This window comes from Burkholderia sp. 22PA0106 (assembly GCF_047497155.1).
In the GTDB taxonomy this organism is placed as follows: Bacteria; Pseudomonadota; Gammaproteobacteria; order Burkholderiales; family Burkholderiaceae; genus Burkholderia.
Window position 1 is genome coordinate 1,512,841 of the sequence record NZ_CP163163.1, and the last position, 20,691, is coordinate 1,533,531.

Here is a 20,691-nt window from a genome sequence, read left to right on the forward strand (position 1 = left end):
GAGATCACCGGGATGGTCAAGCGCAACACGGGGCTGGCAGGCGGCGTTCGCCGTCTTATCGCAACACTGGCGGTCGGCGCGGCGGCGCTGGGCGGGGCCACGCATGCACTGGCGGACACGACGTTGCTGAACGTCTCCTACGATCCGACCCGCGAACTGTATCAGGACATCAACCAGGCCTTCGGCAAGGAATGGAAGGCCAAGACGGGCGAAACCGTCACGTTCAAGCAGTCGCACGGCGGTTCGGGCGCGCAGGCGCGCTCGGTGCTCGACGGCCTGCAGGCCGACGTGGTGACGCTGGCGCTGGCCTGGGACATCGACGCGCTGGCCAACAAGGGGATCGTCGCCAAGGATTGGCAGAAGCGCCTGCCCGACAACGCCTCGCCGTACACCTCGACCATCGTGTTCCTGGTTCGCAAGGGCAACCCGAAGGGCATCAAGGATTGGGACGATCTGGTGAAGCCGGGCGTGTCGATCATCACGCCGAACCCGAAGACCTCGGGCGGCGCGCGCTGGAACTACCTGGCGGCCTGGGCCTACGCCCTGCACAAGCCGGGCGGCAACGAGCAGGCGGCCAAGGATTTCGTCTCGAAGCTCTACAAGAATGCCGGCGTGCTCGATTCGGGCGCGCGCGGCGCGACCACCAGCTTCGTGCAGCGTGATATCGGCGACGTGCTGATCGCCTGGGAAAACGAGGCGTTCCTGTCGCTGAAGGAATTCGGTCCGGACAAGTTCCAGATCGTGGTGCCGTCGGTCAGCATCCTGGCCGAGCCGCCGGTGGCGGTGGTGGACAAGGTGGTCGACAAGAAGGGCGACCGCAAGCTGGCCGAGGCCTACCTGAACTTCCTGTACAGCAAGGAAGGCCAGGAAATCGCGGCGCGCAACTTCTACCGCCCGCGTTCGAAGGACGTGCCGGCCGAGCTGACCAAGCAGTTTCCGAAGCTGAAGCTGTACACGGTGGACGATACCTTCGGCGGCTGGACCAACGCGCAGAAGACGCACTTCGCCGACGGCGGCGTGTTCGACTCGATCTACAAACCGCAGTAACGCTTCCGGCGCGCAGCCGGAAGCCGGCGGCGCGCTCCCGAGGGGCGCGCCGCCACGCAGCAGGACCCGAGGCGGCGCGGCAACACACGGCACGCGTGGCCCGATATAACGCAGCACCCAGCGCGGCCGCCCGGAAATCTCCCGGCGGCCGCGTCTCCCAAGTCAACCTAGGAAGCGCTTTCGCATGACGACGTACACCTTCCGCAAGCCGAGCGCATTGCCCGGCTTCGGCTTGACGCTCGGGATCACGGTGGCCTATTTGAGCCTCGTGGTGCTGATACCGCTTGCCTCCACCTTCCTCAAAACGGCCACGCTGACCTGGGACCAGTTCGTCGCGGCGACCACCTCGGCGCGCGTGGTGGCGTCCTACCGGCTCACGTTCCTCGCGGCGCTCGGCGGCGCGCTCATCAATGCCGTGTTCGGCTTCCTGGTGGCCTGGGTGCTGGTGCGCTACACGTTTCCGTTCAAGCGGCTGGTGGACGCGATCGTCGACCTGCCGTTCGCGTTGCCCACCTCGGTGGCCGGCATTTCGCTGGCCGCCGTCTACGCGCAGAACGGCTGGCTCGGGCAATACCTGGTGCCGCTCGGCATCAAGGTGGCGTTTACGCCGCTCGGCGTGCTGGTCGCGCTGACCTTCATCGGCCTGCCGTTCGTGGTGCGCACGGTGCAGCCGGTGCTGGAGGATTTCGAACGCGAGCAGGAAGAGGCCGCCGCCTGCCTCGGCGCGACGCGTTGGCTGACGTTCCGCCGCGTGGTGCTGCCGGCCGTGCTGCCGGCGCTGCTGACCGGTTTCGCGCTCGCGTTCGCGCGCGCGCTCGGCGAATACGGCTCGGTGATCTTCATCGCCGGCAACGTGCCGATGAAATCCGAAATCACCTCGCTGCTGATCATCACCAAGCTCGAACAGTACGACTACGCCGGCGCGACCGCGCTGGCCGTGGTGATGCTGGTGGTGTCGTTCGCGATGCTGTTCCTGATCAACACGCTGCAATGGGTCCTGCAACGCCGTACCAGCCGCGGCGCAAGCGGCCCGGCGCCGGTTGCGGCCACGGTTGTCACGGCGGGAGGTGCGCAATGAGCCGCCAGACCAATCCGGGCTCCGCGCTGGCCGCAGGCAATGTCGCGCCGCGCGCCACGGCGGCGCGCCGTCACAATCCGGTCAGCGAGTCGCGCGTCACGCGCTGGGTGCTGACCGGCGTCGCGCTGCTGTTCCTGGCCGGCTTCCTGGTGGTGCCGCTCGCCGCGGTGTTCGCGCAGGCGCTGGCCAAGGGCATCGGCTTCTACTTCGAATCGCTGGCCGATCCGGACGCCTGGTCGGCGATCGTGCTGACCGTGACGGTGGCCGCGATCGCGGTGCCGCTGAACCTCGTGTTCGGGGTGTGCGCGTCGTGGGCGATCGCCAAGTTCGAGTTTCGCGGCAAGGCGTTCCTGACCACGCTGATCGACCTGCCGTTCTCGGTGTCGCCGGTGATCTCGGGCCTCGTGTACGTGCTGATGTTCGGTGCGCAGGGCTGGCTCGGGCCGTGGCTGGAAGCGCACGACATCCAGATCATCTTCGCGGTGCCGGGCATCGTGATGGCGACCATCTTCGTGACGTTCCCGTTCGTCGCGCGCGAGCTGATCCCGCTGATGCAGGCGCAGGGCAACGACGAGGAAGAGGCCGCGCGCGTGCTGGGCGCGTCGGGTTGGCAGATCTTCCGCCGCGTGACGCTGCCGAACGTGCGCTGGGGCCTGCTGTACGGCGTGATCCTGTGCAACGCGCGGGCGATGGGCGAATTCGGCGCGGTGTCGGTGGTGTCGGGCCATATCCGCGGCCAAACCGACACGATGCCGCTGCACGTCGAGATTCTCTACAACGAATACAACTTTTCGGCCGCGTTCGCGGTGGCATCGGTGCTGGCGCTGCTCGCGCTCGTGACGCTGGCGCTCAAGTTGCTCGCCGAACGCCGGATGTCGGCCGAACTCGCGAACGCGCGCGCCGCCGCCGCATCGCACTCCTGAAGAGGCACACGAAATGGGTATCACCGTACGCAATCTGCACAAGCAATTCGGCGACTTCACGGCGCTCGACGACGTCTCGCTCGATTTCCCGCCCGGCGAACTGGTGGCGCTGCTCGGGCCGTCCGGCTGCGGCAAGACCACGCTGCTGCGCGTGATCGCGGGCCTCGAGCACGCGGACGCCGGCCAGGTCGTGCTGCAAGGCCAGGACGTGGCCGATGTCGGCGCGCGCGAGCGCCAGGTCGGCTTCGTGTTCCAGCATTACGCGCTGTTCCGCCACATGACGGTGTTCGAGAACGTGGCGTTCGGCCTGCGCGTGAAGCCGCGCAACGAGCGCCCGTCGGAGGCCGTGATCCGCGAGAAGGTGCATGAACTGCTCAAGCTCGTGCAGCTCGACTGGCTCGCGCCGCGCTACCCGTCCGAGCTGTCGGGCGGCCAGCGCCAGCGCATCGCGCTGGCCCGCGCGCTGGCCGTGGAGCCGAAGGTGCTGCTGCTCGACGAGCCGTTCGGCGCGCTCGACGCGAAGGTCCGCAAGGAGCTGCGCAGCTGGCTGCGCCGCCTGCACGACGATCTGCACATCTCGACCATCTTCGTCACGCACGATCAGGAAGAGGCGCTCGAAGTGGCCGACCGGATCGTGGTGCTGAATCGCGGCCACGTCGAACAGGTCGGCAGCCCGCAGGATGTCTACGATCATCCGCAAAGCGCGTTCGTGTACGAATTCCTCGGCGCGGCCAACAAGCTCGACGGCACGGTGCACGGCGACGGCTTCGTGGCCGACGGCGCGGCCGGCCCGATCGCGGTGGATGCCGATTTCGCGGGCCGCGCGCACGCCTACGTGCGTCCGCACGACCTGCAGATCGTCGGCGGCGCCGATGCGCGCTCGGACGGCATCGCCGTGGACGTGCGGCGCGTCGTGCCGCTCGGCGGCGCGGTGCGCATCGAGCTCGAGCCGCGCTCGGGCGGCTCGGTGCTCGAAGCCGAACTCGATCGCGACACCTGGCGCGCGCTGGCGCTCGGCGTCGGCGACGGTGCGCTGGCGGTGCCGCGCCACGCACGTGTGTTCCCGGCTCGTTGAGCCGACAGCAACCATAGCGGCAAGGCGGCCGCGCTCGGGCCGCCGTTTGGTTTTTCATCGATAACGACAACGCCCATGAGAGGCTGACCCATGAATTTCCAGCAATTGCGCTTCGTTCGGGAAGCGGTACGCCAGAACATGAACCTGACCGAGGTGGCGAACGTGTTGTACACGTCGCAATCGGGCGTCTCCAAGCAGATCAAGGATCTCGAGGACGAACTCGGCGTGGATATCTTCATCCGCCGCGGCAAGCGCCTGACCGGCCTCACCGAGCCGGGCAAGGCCGTGCATCAGCTGATCGAGCGCATGCTGCTCGACGCCGAGAACCTGCGCCGCGTGGCGCGCCAGTATGCCGACCAGGACAGCGGCCACCTGGTGGTGGCGACCACCCACACGCAGGCGCGCTACGCGCTGCCGAAGGTGATCCGCCAGTTCACCGACGTGTTCCCGAAGGTGCATCTGGCGCTGCGCCAGGGCAGCCCGCAGCAGATCGCGCAGATGATCCTGAGCGGCGAGGCCGACATCGGCATCTCGACCGAGGCGCTCGACCGCTATCCGGACATCGTGACGTTCCCGTGCTATTCGTGGCACCACATCGTGGTGGTGCCGAAGGATCACCCGCTGGTGGGCCGCGAGAACCTCACGCTCGAGGAGATCGCCGAATATCCGATCATCACCTACGATCAGGATTTCACGGGCCGCTCGCATATCGACCAGGCGTTCACGAAGGTCGGTGCGGTGCCCGACGTGGTGTTGACCGCGATCGATGCGGACGTCATCAAGACCTACGTGGAACTGGGCATGGGCATCGGCGTGGTGGCGGCGATGGCCTACGACGCGGAGCGCGACATCAACCTCGTCGCGCTCGATACCGAGCACCTGTTCGAGGCCAGCACCACGCGCGTGGGCCTGCGCAAGGGCGCGTTCCTGCGCTCGTATGCCTACAAGCTGCTGGAAATGTTCGCGCCGCACCTGACCGAGGCCGAGGTCGCCGCGCAACTGAAGGAAACCGCCGTCTGATCGCGCGCGCCGGCTTGCCTGGCGCGTGCATCGCCCGAACCGCCGCGCAGTCGCGAGAACTGCGCGGCGGTTTGCTTTTTGCGGCGCGGCATACGATTCGCGCGCTTCCCGGAATCAGGGCAAAACCTTGTTGCGCGACGTTCGGCGAACGTCCAGCATAGGCGCTTCCCGGAACCAACAAAAACGGAACGGGAGGCGCGCGCCGCATGTTTCCGGTCATGAAATCGAAAGGCCGGGCGGTGCGAATGTCTTCGTTCCCGTCGCCGCACGACCCGTTTTCGATCGCTGTCCGAATCGAATCGGCAAACGTTTGCTCAACATGAAAACCACACCTTGGGCGCCGGGCCCAGACCTGTGAGGAGAGTACGCATGGATTTCCAGATTCGCCGCCGTGTCCTGGTCGCCGCGCTTGCCGGCGCCGCAGTTGCCGTCGCGCCGCTCGGCGCCTATGCGCAGTCGGCCCACAAGCCGAAGGTCGCGCTCGTCATGAAGTCGCTCGCCAACGAGTTCTTCCTGACCATGGAAACCGGCGCGAAGGATTACCAGCAGCACAACCCGGCGCTGTTCGACCTGGTCACCAACGGCATCAAGGACGAAACCGACACCGCGAACCAGATCCGCATCGTCGAGCAGATGATCGTCTCGAAGGTCGACGCGATCGTGCTGGCGCCGGCCGATTCGAAGGCGCTGGTGCCGGTCGTCAAGAAGGCGGTGGATGCCGGCATCATCGTCATCAACATCGACAACCGGCTCGATCCGGACGTGCTGAAGTCGAAGAACCTCAACGTGCCGTTCGTCGGCCCCGACAACCGCAAGGGCGCGCGCAAGATCGGCGACTACCTGGCCAAGCACCTGAAGGCCGGCGACGAGGTGGGCATTCTCGAAGGCGTGTCGACCACCACCAACGCGCAGCAGCGCACGGCCGGCTTCCAGGACGCGATGAAGGCGGTGGGCGCGAAGGTGGTGTCGGTGCAGTCGGGCGAATGGGAAATCGACAAGGGCAACGCGGTGGCCTCGGCCATGCTCAACGAATATCCGAACCTGAAGGCGCTGCTGTGCGGCAACGACAGCATGGCGATCGGAGCCGTATCGGCCGTGCGCGCGGCCGGCAAGGCGGGCAAGGTGATGGTGGTCGGCTACGACAACATCAACGCGATCAAGCCGATGCTGCAGGACGGCCGGGTGCTGGCCACGGCCGATCAGTACGCCGCCAAGCAGGCCGTGTTCGGCATCGATACCGCGCTGAAGGCGATCGCCGAGCACAAGAAGCAGTCCGACCTGTCGGGCGTGGTCGAAACCCCGGTCGACCTGATCGTCAAGAAGTAAGGGCCGCGCATGGCGACGATTCCCTCTGCCGCGCCCGCGCCCGCGCCCGCGCGGGGCGGGCCGGTGCTCGAGGTGTCGGGCGTCGGCAAGACCTACGCGGAGCCGGTGCTGGCCGACGTCTCGCTGGCCCTGAACGCCGGCGAGGCGCTGGCGCTGACGGGCGAGAACGGCGCGGGCAAGAGCACGCTGTCGAAGATCGTCGGCGGGCTGGTGGTGCCGACGGCTGGCACGTTGAGGCTGGCGGGCGAGGCGTTCGCGCCGGCCAGCCGGTCCGAGGCGGAGGCGGCCGGGGTGCGGATGGTGATGCAGGAGCTGAACCTGCTGCCCACGCTGACTGTTGCCGAAAACCTGTTCCTGAACCGCCTGCCGCGCCGCTTCGGCGTGATCGACCGGCGCCGGCTGCGGGCCGATGCGCACGAGGCGATGGCGCGCGTCGGGCTCGATGCGATCGATCCCGACACGCCGGTCGGCGCGCTCGGCATCGGCCATCAGCAGATGGTCGAGATCGCGCGCAACCTGATCGGCGACTGCCGCGTGCTGATCCTCGACGAACCCACCGCCATGCTGACGGCGCGCGAGGTCGAACTGCTGTTCGCGCAGATCGACCGGCTCAAGGCGCAGGGCGTGGCGCTCGTCTATATCTCGCATCGGCTGGAGGAACTGGCGCGCGTGGCCGAGCGCGTGGCGGTGCTGCGCGACGGCCGGCTGGTGCATGCCGGGCCGATGGGCGAGGTATCGAGCGCGCGGCTCGTCGCGCTGATGGCCGGGCGCGAGGTGGGCGAGCACATCGATCTCGGCGAGCGCCGGATCGGTGCGCCGCGCCTGGCCGTTCAAGGGCTCGCGCGCGGCAACGCGGTGCGCGACGTGTCGTTCGAGGTGCGCGCCGGCGAGATTTTCGGCATCTCCGGCCTGATCGGGGCGGGGCGCACCGAGCTGCTGCGGCTGATTTATGGCGCGGACCGCGCCGAGGCCGGCACCGTGTCGCTCGATACGGCGGGCCAGGGCCTGCAGCCGGTGCGGATCGCCTCGCCGTCGGACGCGGTGCGCCACGGCATCGCGCTGATCACCGAGGATCGCAAGGGCGAGGGGCTGCTGCTGTCGCAGCCGATCGCGGCCAATGTGTCGCTCGGCCAGCTCGGGCGCCTCGCGCGCGGCGGGGTGGTCGATACCGCGCGCGAACACGCGCTCGCGCAGCGCCAGATCGACGCGATGCGGATTCGCACGCGCGGCCCGGCGCAGGCCGTGGGCGAACTGTCGGGCGGCAACCAGCAGAAGGTCGTGATCGGCCGCTGGCTCGCCCACGACATGGCGGTGCTGCTGTTCGACGAGCCGACGCGCGGCATCGACGTCGGCGCCAAATTCGATATTTACGCATTGATGGGCGCGCTGGCGCGCGAGGGCCGCGCGCTGGTGGTCGTGTCGAGCGACCTGCGCGAGCTGATGCTGATCTGCGACCGGATCGGCGTGATGTCGGCGGGCCGCATGACGGCCGTGTTCGAGCGCGGCGCCTGGAGCCAGGACGCCTTGCTCGCCGCCGCTTTCGCCGGCTTCTCGCGCCGCGATGCCACGCCGGCCCCGTTGCCGGCCGTCGCGCCGGGCAGCGCTGCTGATTCGACCCCAGGAATTCATTCATGAACGAACCGATCGTCCCTGGCCGCGAGGCGGCCAAGCCTGCCGCACCGTCCGACAGCGCCGCGCCCGACGCGGTGGCGCCGGCCGCGCGACGCCTGTCCGGCACCCGTCTCGGGCTGTCCAACTATCTCGGCTTGGCCGGCGCGCTGCTGGCCATGATCGCGCTGTTCTCGACGCTGAGTTCGCACTTCCTGACCTACGACACGTTCAGCACGATCGCCAACCAGATTCCCGACCTGGTGGTGATGTCGGTCGGCATGACGTTCGTACTGATCATCGCCGGGATCGACCTGTCGGTCGGCTCGGTGCTGGCGCTGGCGGCCTCGTTCGTTAGCCTGGCCGCGCTGAAGTGGCATTGGGGGCCGCTGCCGTCGGCGTTGCTCGGGATGGTCGCGGCGGCCTTCACCGGCATGCTGACCGGCGCGGTGACGGTGGGCTGGCGGATTCCGTCGTTCATCGTCTCGCTCGGCGTGCTGGAGGCGGCGCGCGGCGTGGCGTACCAGCTCACGAATTCGCGCACCGCCTATATCGGCGACGCCTTCGATTTCCTCTCGAACCCGCTCGCGTTCGGCATCTCGCCGGCCTTCGTGATCGCGGTGGTGGTCATGATCGTGGCCCAATTCGTGCTCACCCGGACGGTGTTCGGACGCTATCTCGTGGGGATCGGTACCAACGAAGAAGCAGTAAGGCTTGCAGGAGTGAACCCACGTCCGTATAAAATCATCGTGTTTGCGTTGATGGGGGCGTTGGCGGGGCTTGCCGCGCTGTTCCAGATCTCGCGTCTCGAAGCGGCCGACCCGAATGCCGGCGTCGGGCTCGAACTTCAGGTGATTGCGGCCGTGGTGATCGGCGGCACGAGCCTGATGGGCGGGCGCGGTTCCGTCATCAGCACGTTTTTTGGCGTGTTGATCATATCGGTGCTCGCGGCGGGGCTGGCACAGATCGGCGCGAACGAACCGACCAAGCGCATCATCACCGGGGCCGTGATCGTCGTAGCCGTTGTGCTCGACACGTATCGCAGTCGCCGGTCGCGTACTTAAAAAGACAGACCAGAGGGCTTCAAGAATGGCGACGATCAAGGATGTGGCGGCCATAGCCGGCGTGTCGTTTACCACCGTATCGCACGTGGTGAACAACTCGCGGCCCGTGTCGGCCGATGTGCGAGCGAAGGTGGAGCGGGCCATCGTCCAGCTCAACTACGTCCCGTCGGCGGTCGCACGATCCCTGAAGGCGCGCTCGACGGCCACGATCGGCCTCGTGGTGCCGAACAGCACCAACCCGTATTTCGCCGAGCTGGCGCGCGGCATTGAAGATCAATGCGTGGCGCGCGGTTACTGCGTATTTTTCTGCAATTCCGACGACGATCCCGTCAAACAGCGCAATTATCTGCGCGTACTTCAGGAAAAACGCATCGACGGCCTGATCATCGCATCGGCCGGCGAGGACGCCGTGCTGGCCCAAACGCTGGCCGATTCGCGCGAGCCGCTGGTGGTGGTCGACCGCAACATCGAAGGCCTGTCGGCCGATCTGGTGCAGATCGACCACGAGCGCGGCGCTTACCTGGCCACGCGGCATCTGCTCGAACTCGGCCATTCGCGCATCGGTTGCATCACCGGCCCGGTCGATACGGCCGTCAGCGCGATGCGCGTGCACGGCTTCATCCGGGCGATGGCCGAGCGCGGCATCGAGATCGTGCCCGGTGCGATCGCAGAAGGCGATTTCTCGTGCCTGGGCGGCTATCGCGCGGCGGGTCAGTTGTTCGGCACGATCAAGCCCACCGCGATTTTCGCCGGCAACGACCAGATGGGCATCGGCGCGCTGCGCGCGGCCGCCGAACGCGGGCTGCGCGTGCCGGCCGACTGCTCGATCATCGGCTTCGACGACATCGAGATGTCGAGCTATACGTACCCGGCGCTGTCCACGGTCGGCCAGTCGGTGCGCGCGCTCGGCGAGATCGCCGCGCAAACGCTGATCGAGCGGATTGCCGCTGGCGCGGCCGCGCCGACCAAGCGCCGGCGCGTGGTGTCGCCGCGGCTGGTGCTGCGCGAATCCACCGCGCCGTATCGCGGCGTGCCCACGGCTGCGGTGGGCCACGCGGTCAATCCGGACGATTCGGCCGATTCTGCGGGTTCGGACGCGGCGTCGGGCGCCGCCGAGGGCGATCGCGCATGAGCGGCACGCCGTCGGGCGGCCGGGCAGGCGGCAAGGTGCTCGTGGTAGGCAGCCTCAACATGGATCTGGTGGTGCGCGCCCCGCGCCTGCCCAAGCCCGGCGAGACGCTGACGGGCCATGGCTATGCCCAGGCGGCCGGCGGCAAGGGCGGCAATCAGGCGGTGGCCGCGGCGCGGCTCGGCGCGCAGGTGGCGATGATCGGCCAGCTCGGCGACGACGCCAACGGCGCGGCCTTGCGGGCCGGCCTGGAGGCCGAGGGCATCGACTACAGTGCGATCGGCGTGAGCCCGGGCGTGCCGAGCGGCGTGGCGCTGATCGTGGTGGACGACGCGAGCCAGAACGCGATCGTGATCGTGGCCGGCAGTAACGGCGAGGTGGGCGTGCAGACGGTGGCCGACCACGACACCCGGTTTGCGGCGGCCGACGTGCTGGTCTGCCAGCTCGAAACGCCGCTGCCGGCCGTGCGGGCCGCGCTGGAGGCCGGGCGGCGTCACGGCTGCGCCGTGGTGCTCAATCCCGCCCCGGTACTCGGCCCGCTGCCCGACGGCTGGCTGCCGCTGGTCGATTGGCTGATCCCCAACGAAGTCGAGGCCGCCGCGCTGACGGGCATGACGATCGCCACGCCCGCCGACGCCGAGGCGGCGGCCCGCAGCCTGATGGCGGGCGGCGCGCGCAACGTGATCGTCACGCTGGGTGCGCAGGGCGTGGTTGCGTTGTTGGCAGGCGGCGCGTCGCAGCACTATCCGGCGCCGAAGGTCGGCGCGGTCGATACGACCGCCGCCGGCGATACCTTCATCGGCGGGCTGGCCGCGCGGCTGGCCGCCGGCGAAGCGCCCGATGCGGCAATCCGCTTCGCGCAGCGGGCCGCATCGATTTCCGTCACGCGCTCGGGCGCGCAGCCCTCGATTCCGCGTCTGAGCGAGGTCGGCACGGGCTGATTGCCTGCGCGGCAGGTCGCAAGCGCTGATCCGAATCCGGCCTCGCGCCGGATTTTTTCATGCGTCGATTTTTTCGGGGCAGATCGTCCGCCGCACCCGGCAGCGAGGACGCCGTATCAATCTTTCAACGATGCGCGTTCGCGGTGCATGCCTGCGCCGGCTGCCGTCGACAATCTTCCCGGTTTGTCTCGCATCGTTCGCGGTGCCCATCCAATCGCATCGCACACGCATCCGAATCGCGTGACGGCAGCGCGTTCGCCTTCACCGTTTTCAAACATGCGAGCCCGTGCAACACGATCGTTCGATCGCGACACAGTCGTTCACATTCACGTACCGGTGTTTACGTGGATGCATGCTTTTTGCAACGTGCCGTGATACAGCCTGAGGGAGGAATTTGTTTCGATGTGCGATGTATGTGGTGCGAGCCGGCATGCGTTTTCATGACACGCATCGACGTGCCGCGAATACTCTTTATTTGGTCGCACCGAGCGCTTGCATTGAACTTATCCTGCAGCAAGCCGACGAAGCCTCGAAACGACGGGCACGATCGCAAAAAATTGTAACGAATGCGGCCGCCGCGTCATCCGTTGCATGGCTTCATCCGTAGAGGAAAGAGGAGGGCGCGCGTCCGGTGCAAGAGACGATTCGACGCAACAGGAGAGGGCGCGTGCGTCGCGTTGCGAAGTTCGGGGAGGACATTGTATGGCAGCAAAAATACGCAGTCCAAGCGGGGTTTTTCTGAGTGCCCGGCAACAACGTTCCGACTGAAGTTTGTTCGTGAAAAAATAAGTAAATGGGTTTAGGATGAAATTGAACGGTCCTGCTTCGACGTGGCTCTTGCGAAGGCAAGATCGTCTTCAGACACAGGCGAGGAGGTAGCATGGATATTTACAGCAGCTTCGCGAACCGCTTCGAGAAAACCCGGGAGGAAGAGCTCTCGCTCGAGGAGTATCTCGCACTCTGCAAGAACGATCCTACGGCGTACGCCACGGCAGGCGAACGCATGTTGGCGGCCATCGGGGAACCGGAGCAAGTCGATACACGAAACGATCCACGCCTGTCGCGGATCTTTGCCAACAAGGTCATCAAGGTCTATCCGGCATTTCGTGAGTTCTACGGAATGGAAGAGGTGATCGAGCAGGTGGTGGCGTACTTCCGTCACTCCGCGCAAGGCCTCGAGGAGAAGAAGCAGATCCTCTATCTGCTCGGGCCGGTGGGCGGCGGCAAGTCGTCGATCGCCGAGCGTCTGAAGCAGTTGATGGAACGCGTGTCGTTCTATTCGATCAAGGGTTCGCCCGTCAACGAATCGCCGCTCGGGCTGTTCGACTACGACGAAGACGGCCCCATTCTCGAAGAGCAATACGGCATTCCACGCCGTTACCTGAAGGGCATCCTGAGCCCGTGGGCCGTCAAGCGCCTGCACGAGTACAACGGCGATATCCGCCAGTTCCGCGTGGTGCGACGCTTCCCGTCGGTGCTGCGCCAGATCGGTATCGCGAAGACGGAACCGGGCGACGAGAACAATCAGGACATCTCATCGCTGGTCGGCAAGGTCGATATCCGCAAGCTCGAACAGTTCGCGCAGGACGATGCCGACGCCTACAGCTACTCGGGCGGTTTGTGTCTCGCCAACCAGGGCCTGCTCGAATTCGTCGAAATGTTCAAGGCGCCGATCAAGGTGCTCCACCCGTTGTTGACGGCCACCCAGGAAGGCAACTTCAAGGGCACCGAAGGTTTCGGCGCGATTCCGTTCGATGGCGTGATCCTCGCGCACTCGAACGAATCGGAGTGGAAGGCCTTCCGCAACAACAAGAACAACGAAGCCTTGCTCGATCGGATCTTCGTCGTGAAAGTGCCGTATTGCCTGCGCGTGTCGGAGGAAATCCGCATCTACGAGAAGCTGATCCGCAATTCGTCGCTGGCCGAAGCGGTGTGCGCGCCCGGCACGCTGAAGATGATGGCGCAGTTCGCGGCGCTCACGCGCCTGCACGAACCGGAGAATTCCAGCCTGTTCTCGAAGATGCAGGTGTACGACGGCGAGAACCTGAAGGACACCGATCCTAAGGCGAAGTCGTATCAGGAGTATCGCGACTACGCAGGCGTCGACGAAGGCATGACGGGGGTGTCCACGCGCTTCGCGTTCAAGATCATGTCGCGCGTGTTCAACTTCGACACCTCGGAAGTGGCGGCCAACCCGGTGCACCTGATGTACGTGCTCGAACAGCAGATCGAACGCGAGCAGTTCCCGCCCGAAACCGAGCAGAAATACCTGTCGTTCGTGAAGGACCTGCTGGCCTCGCGTTATGCGGAATTCATCGGCAAGGAGATCCAGACGGCCTACCTCGAATCGTATTCGGAGTATGGCCAGAACATCTTCGATCGCTATGTCACGTACGCGGATTTCTGGATTCAGGATCAGGAGTTCCGCGATCACGACACCGGCGAGAGCTTCGACCGCGCGGCGCTGAACGCCGAGCTGGAGAAGATCGAGAAACCGGCCGGCATCAGTAATCCGAAGGATTACCGCAACGAGATCGTCAACTTCGTGTTGCGTGCACGCGCGGCCAACGGCGGCAAGAACCCGGCGTGGGTCAGCTACGAAAAGCTGCGCGTGGTGATCGAGAAGAAGATGTTCTCGAACACCGAGGAACTGCTGCCGGTGATCTCGTTCAATGCCAAGGGTTCGGCGGAGGAGCAACGCAAGCACGAGGACTTCGTGAACCGGATGGTCGCCAAGGGCTACACGCCGAAGCAGGTGCGGCTCCTGTGCGACTGGTATCTGCGCGTGCGCAAGTCCTCATGATCCGCATGCTGCATCGCCCGCGCGGCCGCGCCGCGCGGGCACCCTGAGTGGCGCGCCGCACGGCGGATCGTGCGGCACGTCCCGGCGTATCGACTTTCGAGCGGGAGACCGGGAGTGCTTCATCAAATCATCGACCGCAGGCTTGCCGGCAAGAACAAGAGCATTGCTAACCGCGAACGCTTTCTGCGTCGCGTCAAGAACTACATTCGCCGCGCGGTGTCCGACGCCGTGCGCGACCGTAGCATCAAGGACATCAACACCACCAAGAGCATCACGATTCCGCGCAAGGACATCGCGGAGCCGGCGTTTCGTCACGCGCCCGGCGGCCGTCGCGAGATGGTCCATCCGGGCAACGCGGATTACATTCGCGGCGACAAGATCGCACGCCCGTCCGGCGGCGCGGGCGGTGGCGGCAGCCAGGCCAGCAACGAGGGAGACGGTCAGGACGACTTCGTATTCGAGCTGAGTCGCGACGAGTTCATGCAGTATTTCTTCGACGATCTCGAACTGCCGCGCCTGGTCAAGACCCACCTGCTGACCGTGCCGAGCTGGAAGAGCGCGCGCGCCGGTTGGGCGGCGGAAGGCACGCCGAACAATATCGACGTGGTGCGCTCGCTGCGCAGCGCGCTCGGGCGGCGCATCGCGCTCGGTTCGCCGCTGGCGCGCGAGTTGCGCGACCTGGAAGCCGAGCTCGAGACGATGAAGGACGATCCGGCCGACCGGCGCGTCGAGATCGCCGCGCTGGAAGAGCAGATCCACCATCTGCGCGGGCGCATCTGGCGCATTCCGTTCATCGATCCGTTCGATCTGCGCTACGTGAACCGCGTGAAGCAGCCGCAGCCGTCGAGCCAGGCCGTGATGTTCTGCCTGATGGACGTGTCCGGTTCGATGGACGAGCAGCGCAAGGATCTCTCGAAGCGCTTCTTCATCCTGCTGTACCTGTTCCTGAAGCGGAACTACGAGCGCATCGAGGTAGTGTTCATCCGCCATCACACGCGCGCCGAGGAAGTCGATGAGGACACCTTCTTTCATTCGACCGAAAGCGGCGGCACGGTGGTGTCGAGCGCGCTGGAGCTGATGCGCAAGGTGATGGACGAGCGCTATTCGCCGACCGAGTGGAATATCTACGGCGCGCAGGCGTCCGACGGCGACAACTGGACCGACGATTCGCCGAAGTGCCGCAAGATCCTGGAGGCCGACATTCTGACCAAGGCGCGCTATTTCGCCTACATCCAGGTCGCGCCCGAGGAGCAGAACCTCTGGCTCGAATATGCGCAGCTCGCGCTGTCGCAGCCGCACATGGCGATGAAGAAGGTCGAGTTGGCCGCGGACATCTACCCGGTGTTCCGCGAACTGTTCGAAAAGCATGTGGAAACCTGACGCCTTATGACGACACGCGAACCGGACAACGACACGCGCGGCTATTCAACGCGCGGCGAGGGCGGCGACGCCCTCGCGAACCCGGCCGACGCGCGAGCGCAGCCCGCTGCCGCGTCGCCACATCTCGCTGCGCCCGAGAACGGGCACAAGGAGGCGCGCATGAATGCCGCCGATCGCACGCCGCTGCCCTGTCCGTCGGACTGGACCTTCGAGTTGATCGAGGAGTACGACCAGCACATCGCGCAGGTGGCGGAGCAGTACGAACTCGACATCTACCCGATCCAGCTCGAGCTGATCAGCGCCGAGCAGATGATGGACGCCTACGCGTCGGTCGGGATGCCCGTCAATTACCGTCACTGGTCGTTCGGCAAGCATTTCCTGTCGACCGAGAAGAGCTACCGGCGCGGGCAGATGGGCCTCGCCTACGAGATCGTCATCAATTCGAACCCCTGCATCGCGTACCTGATGGAGGAGAACACGCTGACCATGCAGGCGCTCGTGATCGCGCACGCCGCGTACGGGCACAACTCGTTCTTCAAGGGCAACTACCTGTTCCGCTTGTGGACCGATGCGCATGCGATCGTCGATTACCTCGTCTATGCGAAGAACTACGTGGCCGAATGCGAGGAGCGGCATGGCATCGATCGCGTCGAGGAGTTGCTCGATTCGTGCCACGCGCTGATGAACTACGGCGTGGATCGCTACAAGCGCCCGCAGAAACCGTCGCTGTCGAAGGAAGCCGCGTTGCGGCGCGAGCGCGAGGCGTATCTGCAGTCGCAGGTCAACGAGTTGTGGCGCACGCTGCCGGGCCGCAAGCCCGAGGCCGCCGGCGAGGAGGTCGAGGGCCGCTATCCGTCCGAGCCGCAGGAAAACCTGCTGTATTTCGCCGAGAAGAATGCGCCGCTGCTGGAGCCGTGGGAGCGCGAGGTGATCCGGATCGTCCGCAAGGTCGGTCAGTACTTCTATCCGCAGCGGCAGACGCAGGTGATGAACGAAGGCTGGGCCACGTTCTGGCATTACACGCTGCTGAACACGATGTATCAGCAGGGCAAGCTGACCGACGGCTTCATGATGGAGTTCCTCCATTCGCACAGCAACGTGATCTACCAGCCGCCCGTCACGAAGCAGTACTACAGCGGCATCAACCCGTATGCGCTCGGCTTTTCGATGATGAGCGACATCCGGCGGATCTGCGAGAACCCGACCGACGAGGATCGCCGCTGGTTCCCGCAACTGGCCGGCACGCCGTGGCTGCCCGCGCTGCACTATGCGATGCGCAACTTCAAGGACGAGAGCTTCATCGCGCAGTATCTGTCGCCGCACCTGATTCGCGAGATGCGCCTGTTCTCGGTGCTCGACGACGACATGCGCGATTCGCTCGAAGTGTCGGCCATTCATGACGACAGCGGCTATCAGTACGTGCGGCAGGCGTTGTCGAGGCAGTACGACATTCATCATCGCGAGCCGAATATCCAGGTGTGGGCCGTCAACACGCGCGGCGACCGCAGCCTCACGCTGCGCCATTTCATGACCGACAACCGTCACCTGTCGAACGACAGCGAAGAGGTGCTCAAGCACATGGCGCGGCTCTGGCAGTTCGACGTGTATCTGGAAAGCGTCGACGAGTCCGGCACCGTGCGCAAGCGCTACGAGTGCCGGGCCAAGCCGCCTGACGGGCGGGTTTGAGGCGCCAGGGTCCACGAAGGGGCATGCGCGGCCGGCAATGCATCGAGCGTTGCCGGCCGCGCTGTTTTTGCGCCGGTGAAAGCTTTCTGGTAAAACGCATTTCGTCTGAACAATGCGCGACGGCCGGCTTCGCCCGGCCGTTTCCACGACCCACTGCATTTTTCCCATGATCGAAGGATTGACGGATACGCCGGGGCCCGAGCTCGCGCCGGCTTCACGGTGGCGCCTTGCCTGGCGCATTGCGATCGGGCTGATTCAAGGCGTCGCGCTTTATGGCGTGCTCTGCGCGATGCGCGATTTGCCGGGCAATGCGCCGCAGTTGCTCGTGCTGCGACCGTTGCTGCTCGTCGCGTTGTTGATCCCGCCGCTCGGCGTGATAGGGCTTGGCGAGTTGCGCGTGTCGCGGCAAGTGCTCTGGGCCGCGTGGCTGGCGCTGCTGGTGGCGATCCTGGGTTATCACGATGCAGCGCGCATGCTCTGGCCGGTCGGGTTCGATCCCGCGCTGGCCGATGTTCCGCCCACGCGGATGCCGACGTTCGAGATCGGCGTCGTGTGCGCGGTGTTCGTGTTTGTCGCCCATACGTTGATCGCGGCGGGCGAACGATCGCGCACCTGGCTGGCGCCCTACGACGCGTATTTCTCGCTGGCTTGGCGACTCGCGTTGCAAGTGCTGCTGGCCGCGCTGTTCGTCGGCGTGTTCCAACTCGTATTGCAGGCCGGTGCGATGCTGTTCATGCTGCTCGACCTGCATTTCCTGCGCACGCTGCTGCGGCAGCTCTGGTTCGAGGCGCCGGTCAATGCGCTGGCGTTCGCGCTCGCGCTGCACGTCGCCGACGTGCGCGCCGATATCGTGCGCGGGCTGCGTACGCTGCTGTTGACGCTGATGTCGTGGTTGCTGCCGGTGCTCGTGATGATCGTGGCCGGCTTTCTGCTCAGTTGGGCGCTGACCGGTTTCCGGCCTCTGTGGGAGACGCGCTCGACGGCCGGCGTGCTGATCGGCGTGGTCGCGCTCGAAATCGTGCTTGTCAACGCGGTGTTCAAGAACGGCGCCGCGAGCGAGCCGGTGCCGAGGCTGCTGAGAATCAGCGCCCGCGCGGGCAGCCTGACGCTGCCGCTTCTGGTGGCGGCGGCCGGCTACGCGCTGGCGCTGCGCGTCGGCCAGCACGGCCTGAGCGCCGCGCGCGTGCGGGCTGGCGCGCTGACGCTGGTCGCGGCCTGCTACGCGATCGGTTATGCGCGGGCGGCGTTCGACCGGCGCGGATGGCTGACCGCGATGGCGCCGGCCAACGTGCTGACGGCCTGGCTGTCGCTGGCGGTGTTGATCGCGTTGTACACGCCGATCGCCGATCCGGCGCGACTGTCGGCCGACAACCAGGTGAATCGCCTGCTGAGCGGCCGGATCGCGCCGGACAAGTTCGACTTCGCGTTCCTCCGCTACGACGCCGCGAACTACGGCAAGCGCGCGCTGCTGGCGCTGCGCGCCACGACCGACGGCCCGAGCGCGGCGAGCATTCGCGAGGCAAGCCGGAGCATGATCGAGCGCTCGCGCGCGGACGGGGCGATGCTTGCGCCCAGTCGCGCGGGGCTGGCGGCCCACCTCGTGGTGCGCACGCCGGGGCAGGCGGTGCCGGCCTCGTTCCTCGATACCGACTGGCCGCACCGGCAGGACGCGGCGCTGCCGTTGTGCCTGACGCTGGCCGGCGAGACCTGCGACGTGTATGTGGTCGACCTGACCGGCCTGCATACGACGGATCTGCTGCTGATGCAGGCCGGCAGCGATTTCGGCACCGCATTCGGCCGGAATGCCGACGGCGCATGGCAGGCGGTGGCGACGTTCCGGCTGGATGCCGGCTGCACGATGCAGCGCGATGCGCTCGCGCACGGGCAGTATCAACGCGTGGCGCCGCGTGCCTACGACCTCGAGGTGGGCGGCCTGCGCATCGGCATGGAGCCGCCTTATACCCCGCCTGTCCACTGCAAGCGCTGAGCCGTGCATGGCGGCTGGCGGGCCGTCGAGGCTCGGCCGCCGCATGACGCGAAAGCCGCGATCGGATCGAAGCGGAAGAAGGGCGGCCGGCATTCGCTCGACGACCCGCCCCCCGCGCCGCGCCATCAGGGCGAGTCCCGAAGGCACTAAACCTTTCAATTCGATAGAATGCCGCGCGGTGCGCCATCCGCACGCAGCCCGCGCAACCCGGGCCGAGAGCCGGCACGGCCGATCCGCCGCCCGGCATCCCAGCCGATACAACAGGAACTCCCTCTCATGACCGACCTCCATGCCCAGGCCACGATCGATCCGCACGACACCCGCCGTCGTGTGCTCGCGATCGTCGGCGCGTCCTCGGGCAATCTCGTCGAGTGGTTCGACTTCTACGTCTATTCGTTCTGCTCGCTGTATTTCGCGCACGCGTTCTTTCCGAGCGGCAATCCCACCACGCAGTTGCTGAACACGGCCGGCGTGTTCGCGGCCGGCTTCCTGATGCGGCCGATCGGCGGCTGGCTGTTCGGCCGCATCGCCGACCGGCGCGGCCGGCGCAGCGCGATGATGATCTCCGTGCTGATGATGTGCGGCGGCTCGCTGGTGATCGCCGCGGTGCCGACCTACGATCAGATCGGTGCGCTCGCACCGGTCGTGCTGCTGGTGGCGCGGCTGTTCCAGGGGCTGTCGGTGGGCGGCGAGTACGGCACCAGCGCGACCTACATGAGCGAGGTCGCGCTGAAGGGACGGCGCGGCTTCTTTGCGTCGTTCCAGTACGTGACGCTGATCGGCGGCCAGCTGTGCGCGCTGCTCGTGCTCGTGATCCTGCAGCAACTGCTGAGCACCGAGGAGCTGCGCGCCTGGGGCTGGCGCATTCCGTTCCTGGTGGGCGCCTGCGCGGCGCTCGTCTCGCTCTGGCTGCGCAAGTCGCTCGACGAAACCTCCACCAGCGAATCGCGTCAGGCGCGCGGCGCGGGCACCATGCGCGGCGTGCTGAAGTATCACAGCCGCGCGTTCTTCACGGTGGTGGGCTTCACGGCCGGCGGCTCGCTGATCTTCTACACGTTCACCACCTACATGCAGAAATACCTCGTCAACACGAGCGGCATGCACGCCAAAACGGCCAGCAACGTGATGACGGCCGCGCTGCTGGTGTACATGCTGCTGCAGCCGGTGTTCGGCGCGCTGTCGGACCGGATCGGCCGGCGCACCTCGATGCTGTTCTTCGGCGCGCTGTCGGTGATCGGCACGGTGCCGCTGATGCATGCGATCGCCGACACGTCGAGCCCGGTGACGGCGTTCGTGCTGATCACGATCGCGCTGGCGATCGTCAGCTTCTACACGTCGATCAGCGGCCTGATCAAGGCGGAGATGTTCCCGCCCGAGGTGCGTGCGATGGGCGTGGGGCTGTCGTATGCGGTGGCCAACGCGGTGTTCGGCGGCACGGCCGAGTACGTGGCGCTGTGGTTCAAGCAGGCCGGCACGGAATCGACGTTCTACTGGTACGTGACGGCGCTCTGCGCGATCTCGTTGATCGTGTCGTTTTTCATGCGCGAGCCGGCCAAGGAAGGCTATCTGCGCAACGAGCCGTGAACGCGCTGGCCGATCGAGGTGATCGAAGCGGCGCGCGCCA

The 20,691-nt window shown here is 66.3% G+C and carries 15 protein-coding genes; all 15 read left to right on the forward strand.

The features are described 5' to 3' along the window. The first annotated feature begins 12 nt into the window (after positions 1 to 12). The 15 genes from AB4850_RS21710 to AB4850_RS21780 all read left to right on the forward strand — a co-directional run bounded on the left by AB4850_RS21710 (position 13) and on the right by AB4850_RS21780 (position 20,651). On the forward strand, positions 13 to 1,047 hold the full coding sequence (locus AB4850_RS21710; RefSeq protein WP_414445041.1) for a sulfate ABC transporter substrate-binding protein: 1,035 nt from the start codon (positions 13 to 15) through the stop codon (positions 1,045 to 1,047). Between the two features lie 184 nt (positions 1,048 to 1,231). Next, complete coding sequence (gene cysT, locus AB4850_RS21715) at positions 1,232 to 2,125, forward strand: sulfate ABC transporter permease subunit CysT (RefSeq protein ID WP_414445042.1); 894 nt, start codon at positions 1,232 to 1,234, stop codon at positions 2,123 to 2,125. Beyond that, positions 2,122 to 3,048, forward strand: coding sequence for a sulfate ABC transporter permease subunit CysW (gene cysW, locus AB4850_RS21720; protein WP_414445043.1), 927 nt, complete (start codon positions 2,122 to 2,124; stop codon positions 3,046 to 3,048). Before cysT ends, cysW begins: the two co-directional genes overlap by 4 nt. A 13-nt stretch (positions 3,049 to 3,061) precedes the next feature. Continuing rightward, entirely contained in the window at positions 3,062 to 4,123 is a 1,062-nt protein-coding gene (locus AB4850_RS21725) for a sulfate/molybdate ABC transporter ATP-binding protein (RefSeq protein WP_414445044.1), read from the forward strand. A gap of 90 nt (positions 4,124 to 4,213) precedes the next feature. Then, positions 4,214 to 5,143, forward strand: a complete 930-nt coding sequence (locus tag AB4850_RS21730) for a CysB family HTH-type transcriptional regulator (protein WP_414445045.1) — start codon at positions 4,214 to 4,216, stop codon at positions 5,141 to 5,143. 369 nt (positions 5,144 to 5,512) lie between these two features. Continuing rightward, positions 5,513 to 6,469 carry a sugar ABC transporter substrate-binding protein gene (locus AB4850_RS21735; RefSeq protein WP_414445046.1) on the forward strand — a complete coding sequence of 319 codons (957 nt, stop codon included), beginning with the start codon at positions 5,513 to 5,515 and terminating at the stop codon, positions 6,467 to 6,469. 9 nt (positions 6,470 to 6,478) lie between these two features. Further along, positions 6,479 to 8,104, forward strand: coding sequence for a sugar ABC transporter ATP-binding protein (locus AB4850_RS21740; protein WP_414445047.1), 1,626 nt, complete (start codon positions 6,479 to 6,481; stop codon positions 8,102 to 8,104). After that, positions 8,101 to 9,141 (forward strand): ABC transporter permease, encoded by a 1,041-nt coding sequence (locus AB4850_RS21745; protein WP_414445048.1) that lies wholly within the window; start codon positions 8,101 to 8,103, stop codon positions 9,139 to 9,141. The genes AB4850_RS21740 and AB4850_RS21745 overlap by 4 nt, the downstream gene beginning before the upstream one ends. Positions 9,142 to 9,166: 25 nt before the next feature. Continuing rightward, positions 9,167 to 10,273, forward strand: coding sequence for a LacI family DNA-binding transcriptional regulator (locus tag AB4850_RS21750; RefSeq protein WP_414445049.1), 1,107 nt, complete (start codon positions 9,167 to 9,169; stop codon positions 10,271 to 10,273). Beyond that, positions 10,270 to 11,211: a ribokinase gene (gene rbsK, locus AB4850_RS21755; protein ID WP_414445050.1), complete on the forward strand. Its 942-nt coding sequence runs from the start codon at positions 10,270 to 10,272 to the stop codon at positions 11,209 to 11,211. The genes AB4850_RS21750 and rbsK overlap by 4 nt, the downstream gene beginning before the upstream one ends. An 880-nt stretch (positions 11,212 to 12,091) precedes the next feature. Beyond that, on the forward strand, positions 12,092 to 14,014 hold the full coding sequence (locus AB4850_RS21760) for a PrkA family serine protein kinase (RefSeq protein WP_414445051.1): 1,923 nt from the start codon (positions 12,092 to 12,094) through the stop codon (positions 14,012 to 14,014). A 114-nt stretch (positions 14,015 to 14,128) separates the two neighbouring features. Beyond that, the gene (locus tag AB4850_RS21765) at positions 14,129 to 15,394 is read left to right on the forward strand and encodes a YeaH/YhbH family protein (protein ID WP_414445052.1); all 1,266 of its coding nucleotides are present in this window, start codon (positions 14,129 to 14,131) and stop codon (positions 15,392 to 15,394) included. A 6-nt stretch (positions 15,395 to 15,400) separates the two neighbouring features. Next, complete coding sequence (locus tag AB4850_RS21770) at positions 15,401 to 17,080, forward strand: SpoVR family protein (protein WP_414445053.1); 1,680 nt, start codon at positions 15,401 to 15,403, stop codon at positions 17,078 to 17,080. 166 nt (positions 17,081 to 17,246) lie between these two features. After that, positions 17,247 to 19,067, forward strand: a complete 1,821-nt coding sequence (locus AB4850_RS21775) for a DUF4153 domain-containing protein (protein ID WP_414445054.1) — start codon at positions 17,247 to 17,249, stop codon at positions 19,065 to 19,067. A gap of 276 nt (positions 19,068 to 19,343) precedes the next feature. Then, positions 19,344 to 20,651, forward strand: a complete 1,308-nt coding sequence (locus AB4850_RS21780) for an MFS family transporter (RefSeq protein WP_414445055.1) — start codon at positions 19,344 to 19,346, stop codon at positions 20,649 to 20,651. The last annotated feature ends 40 nt before the right edge of the window (positions 20,652 to 20,691 follow it).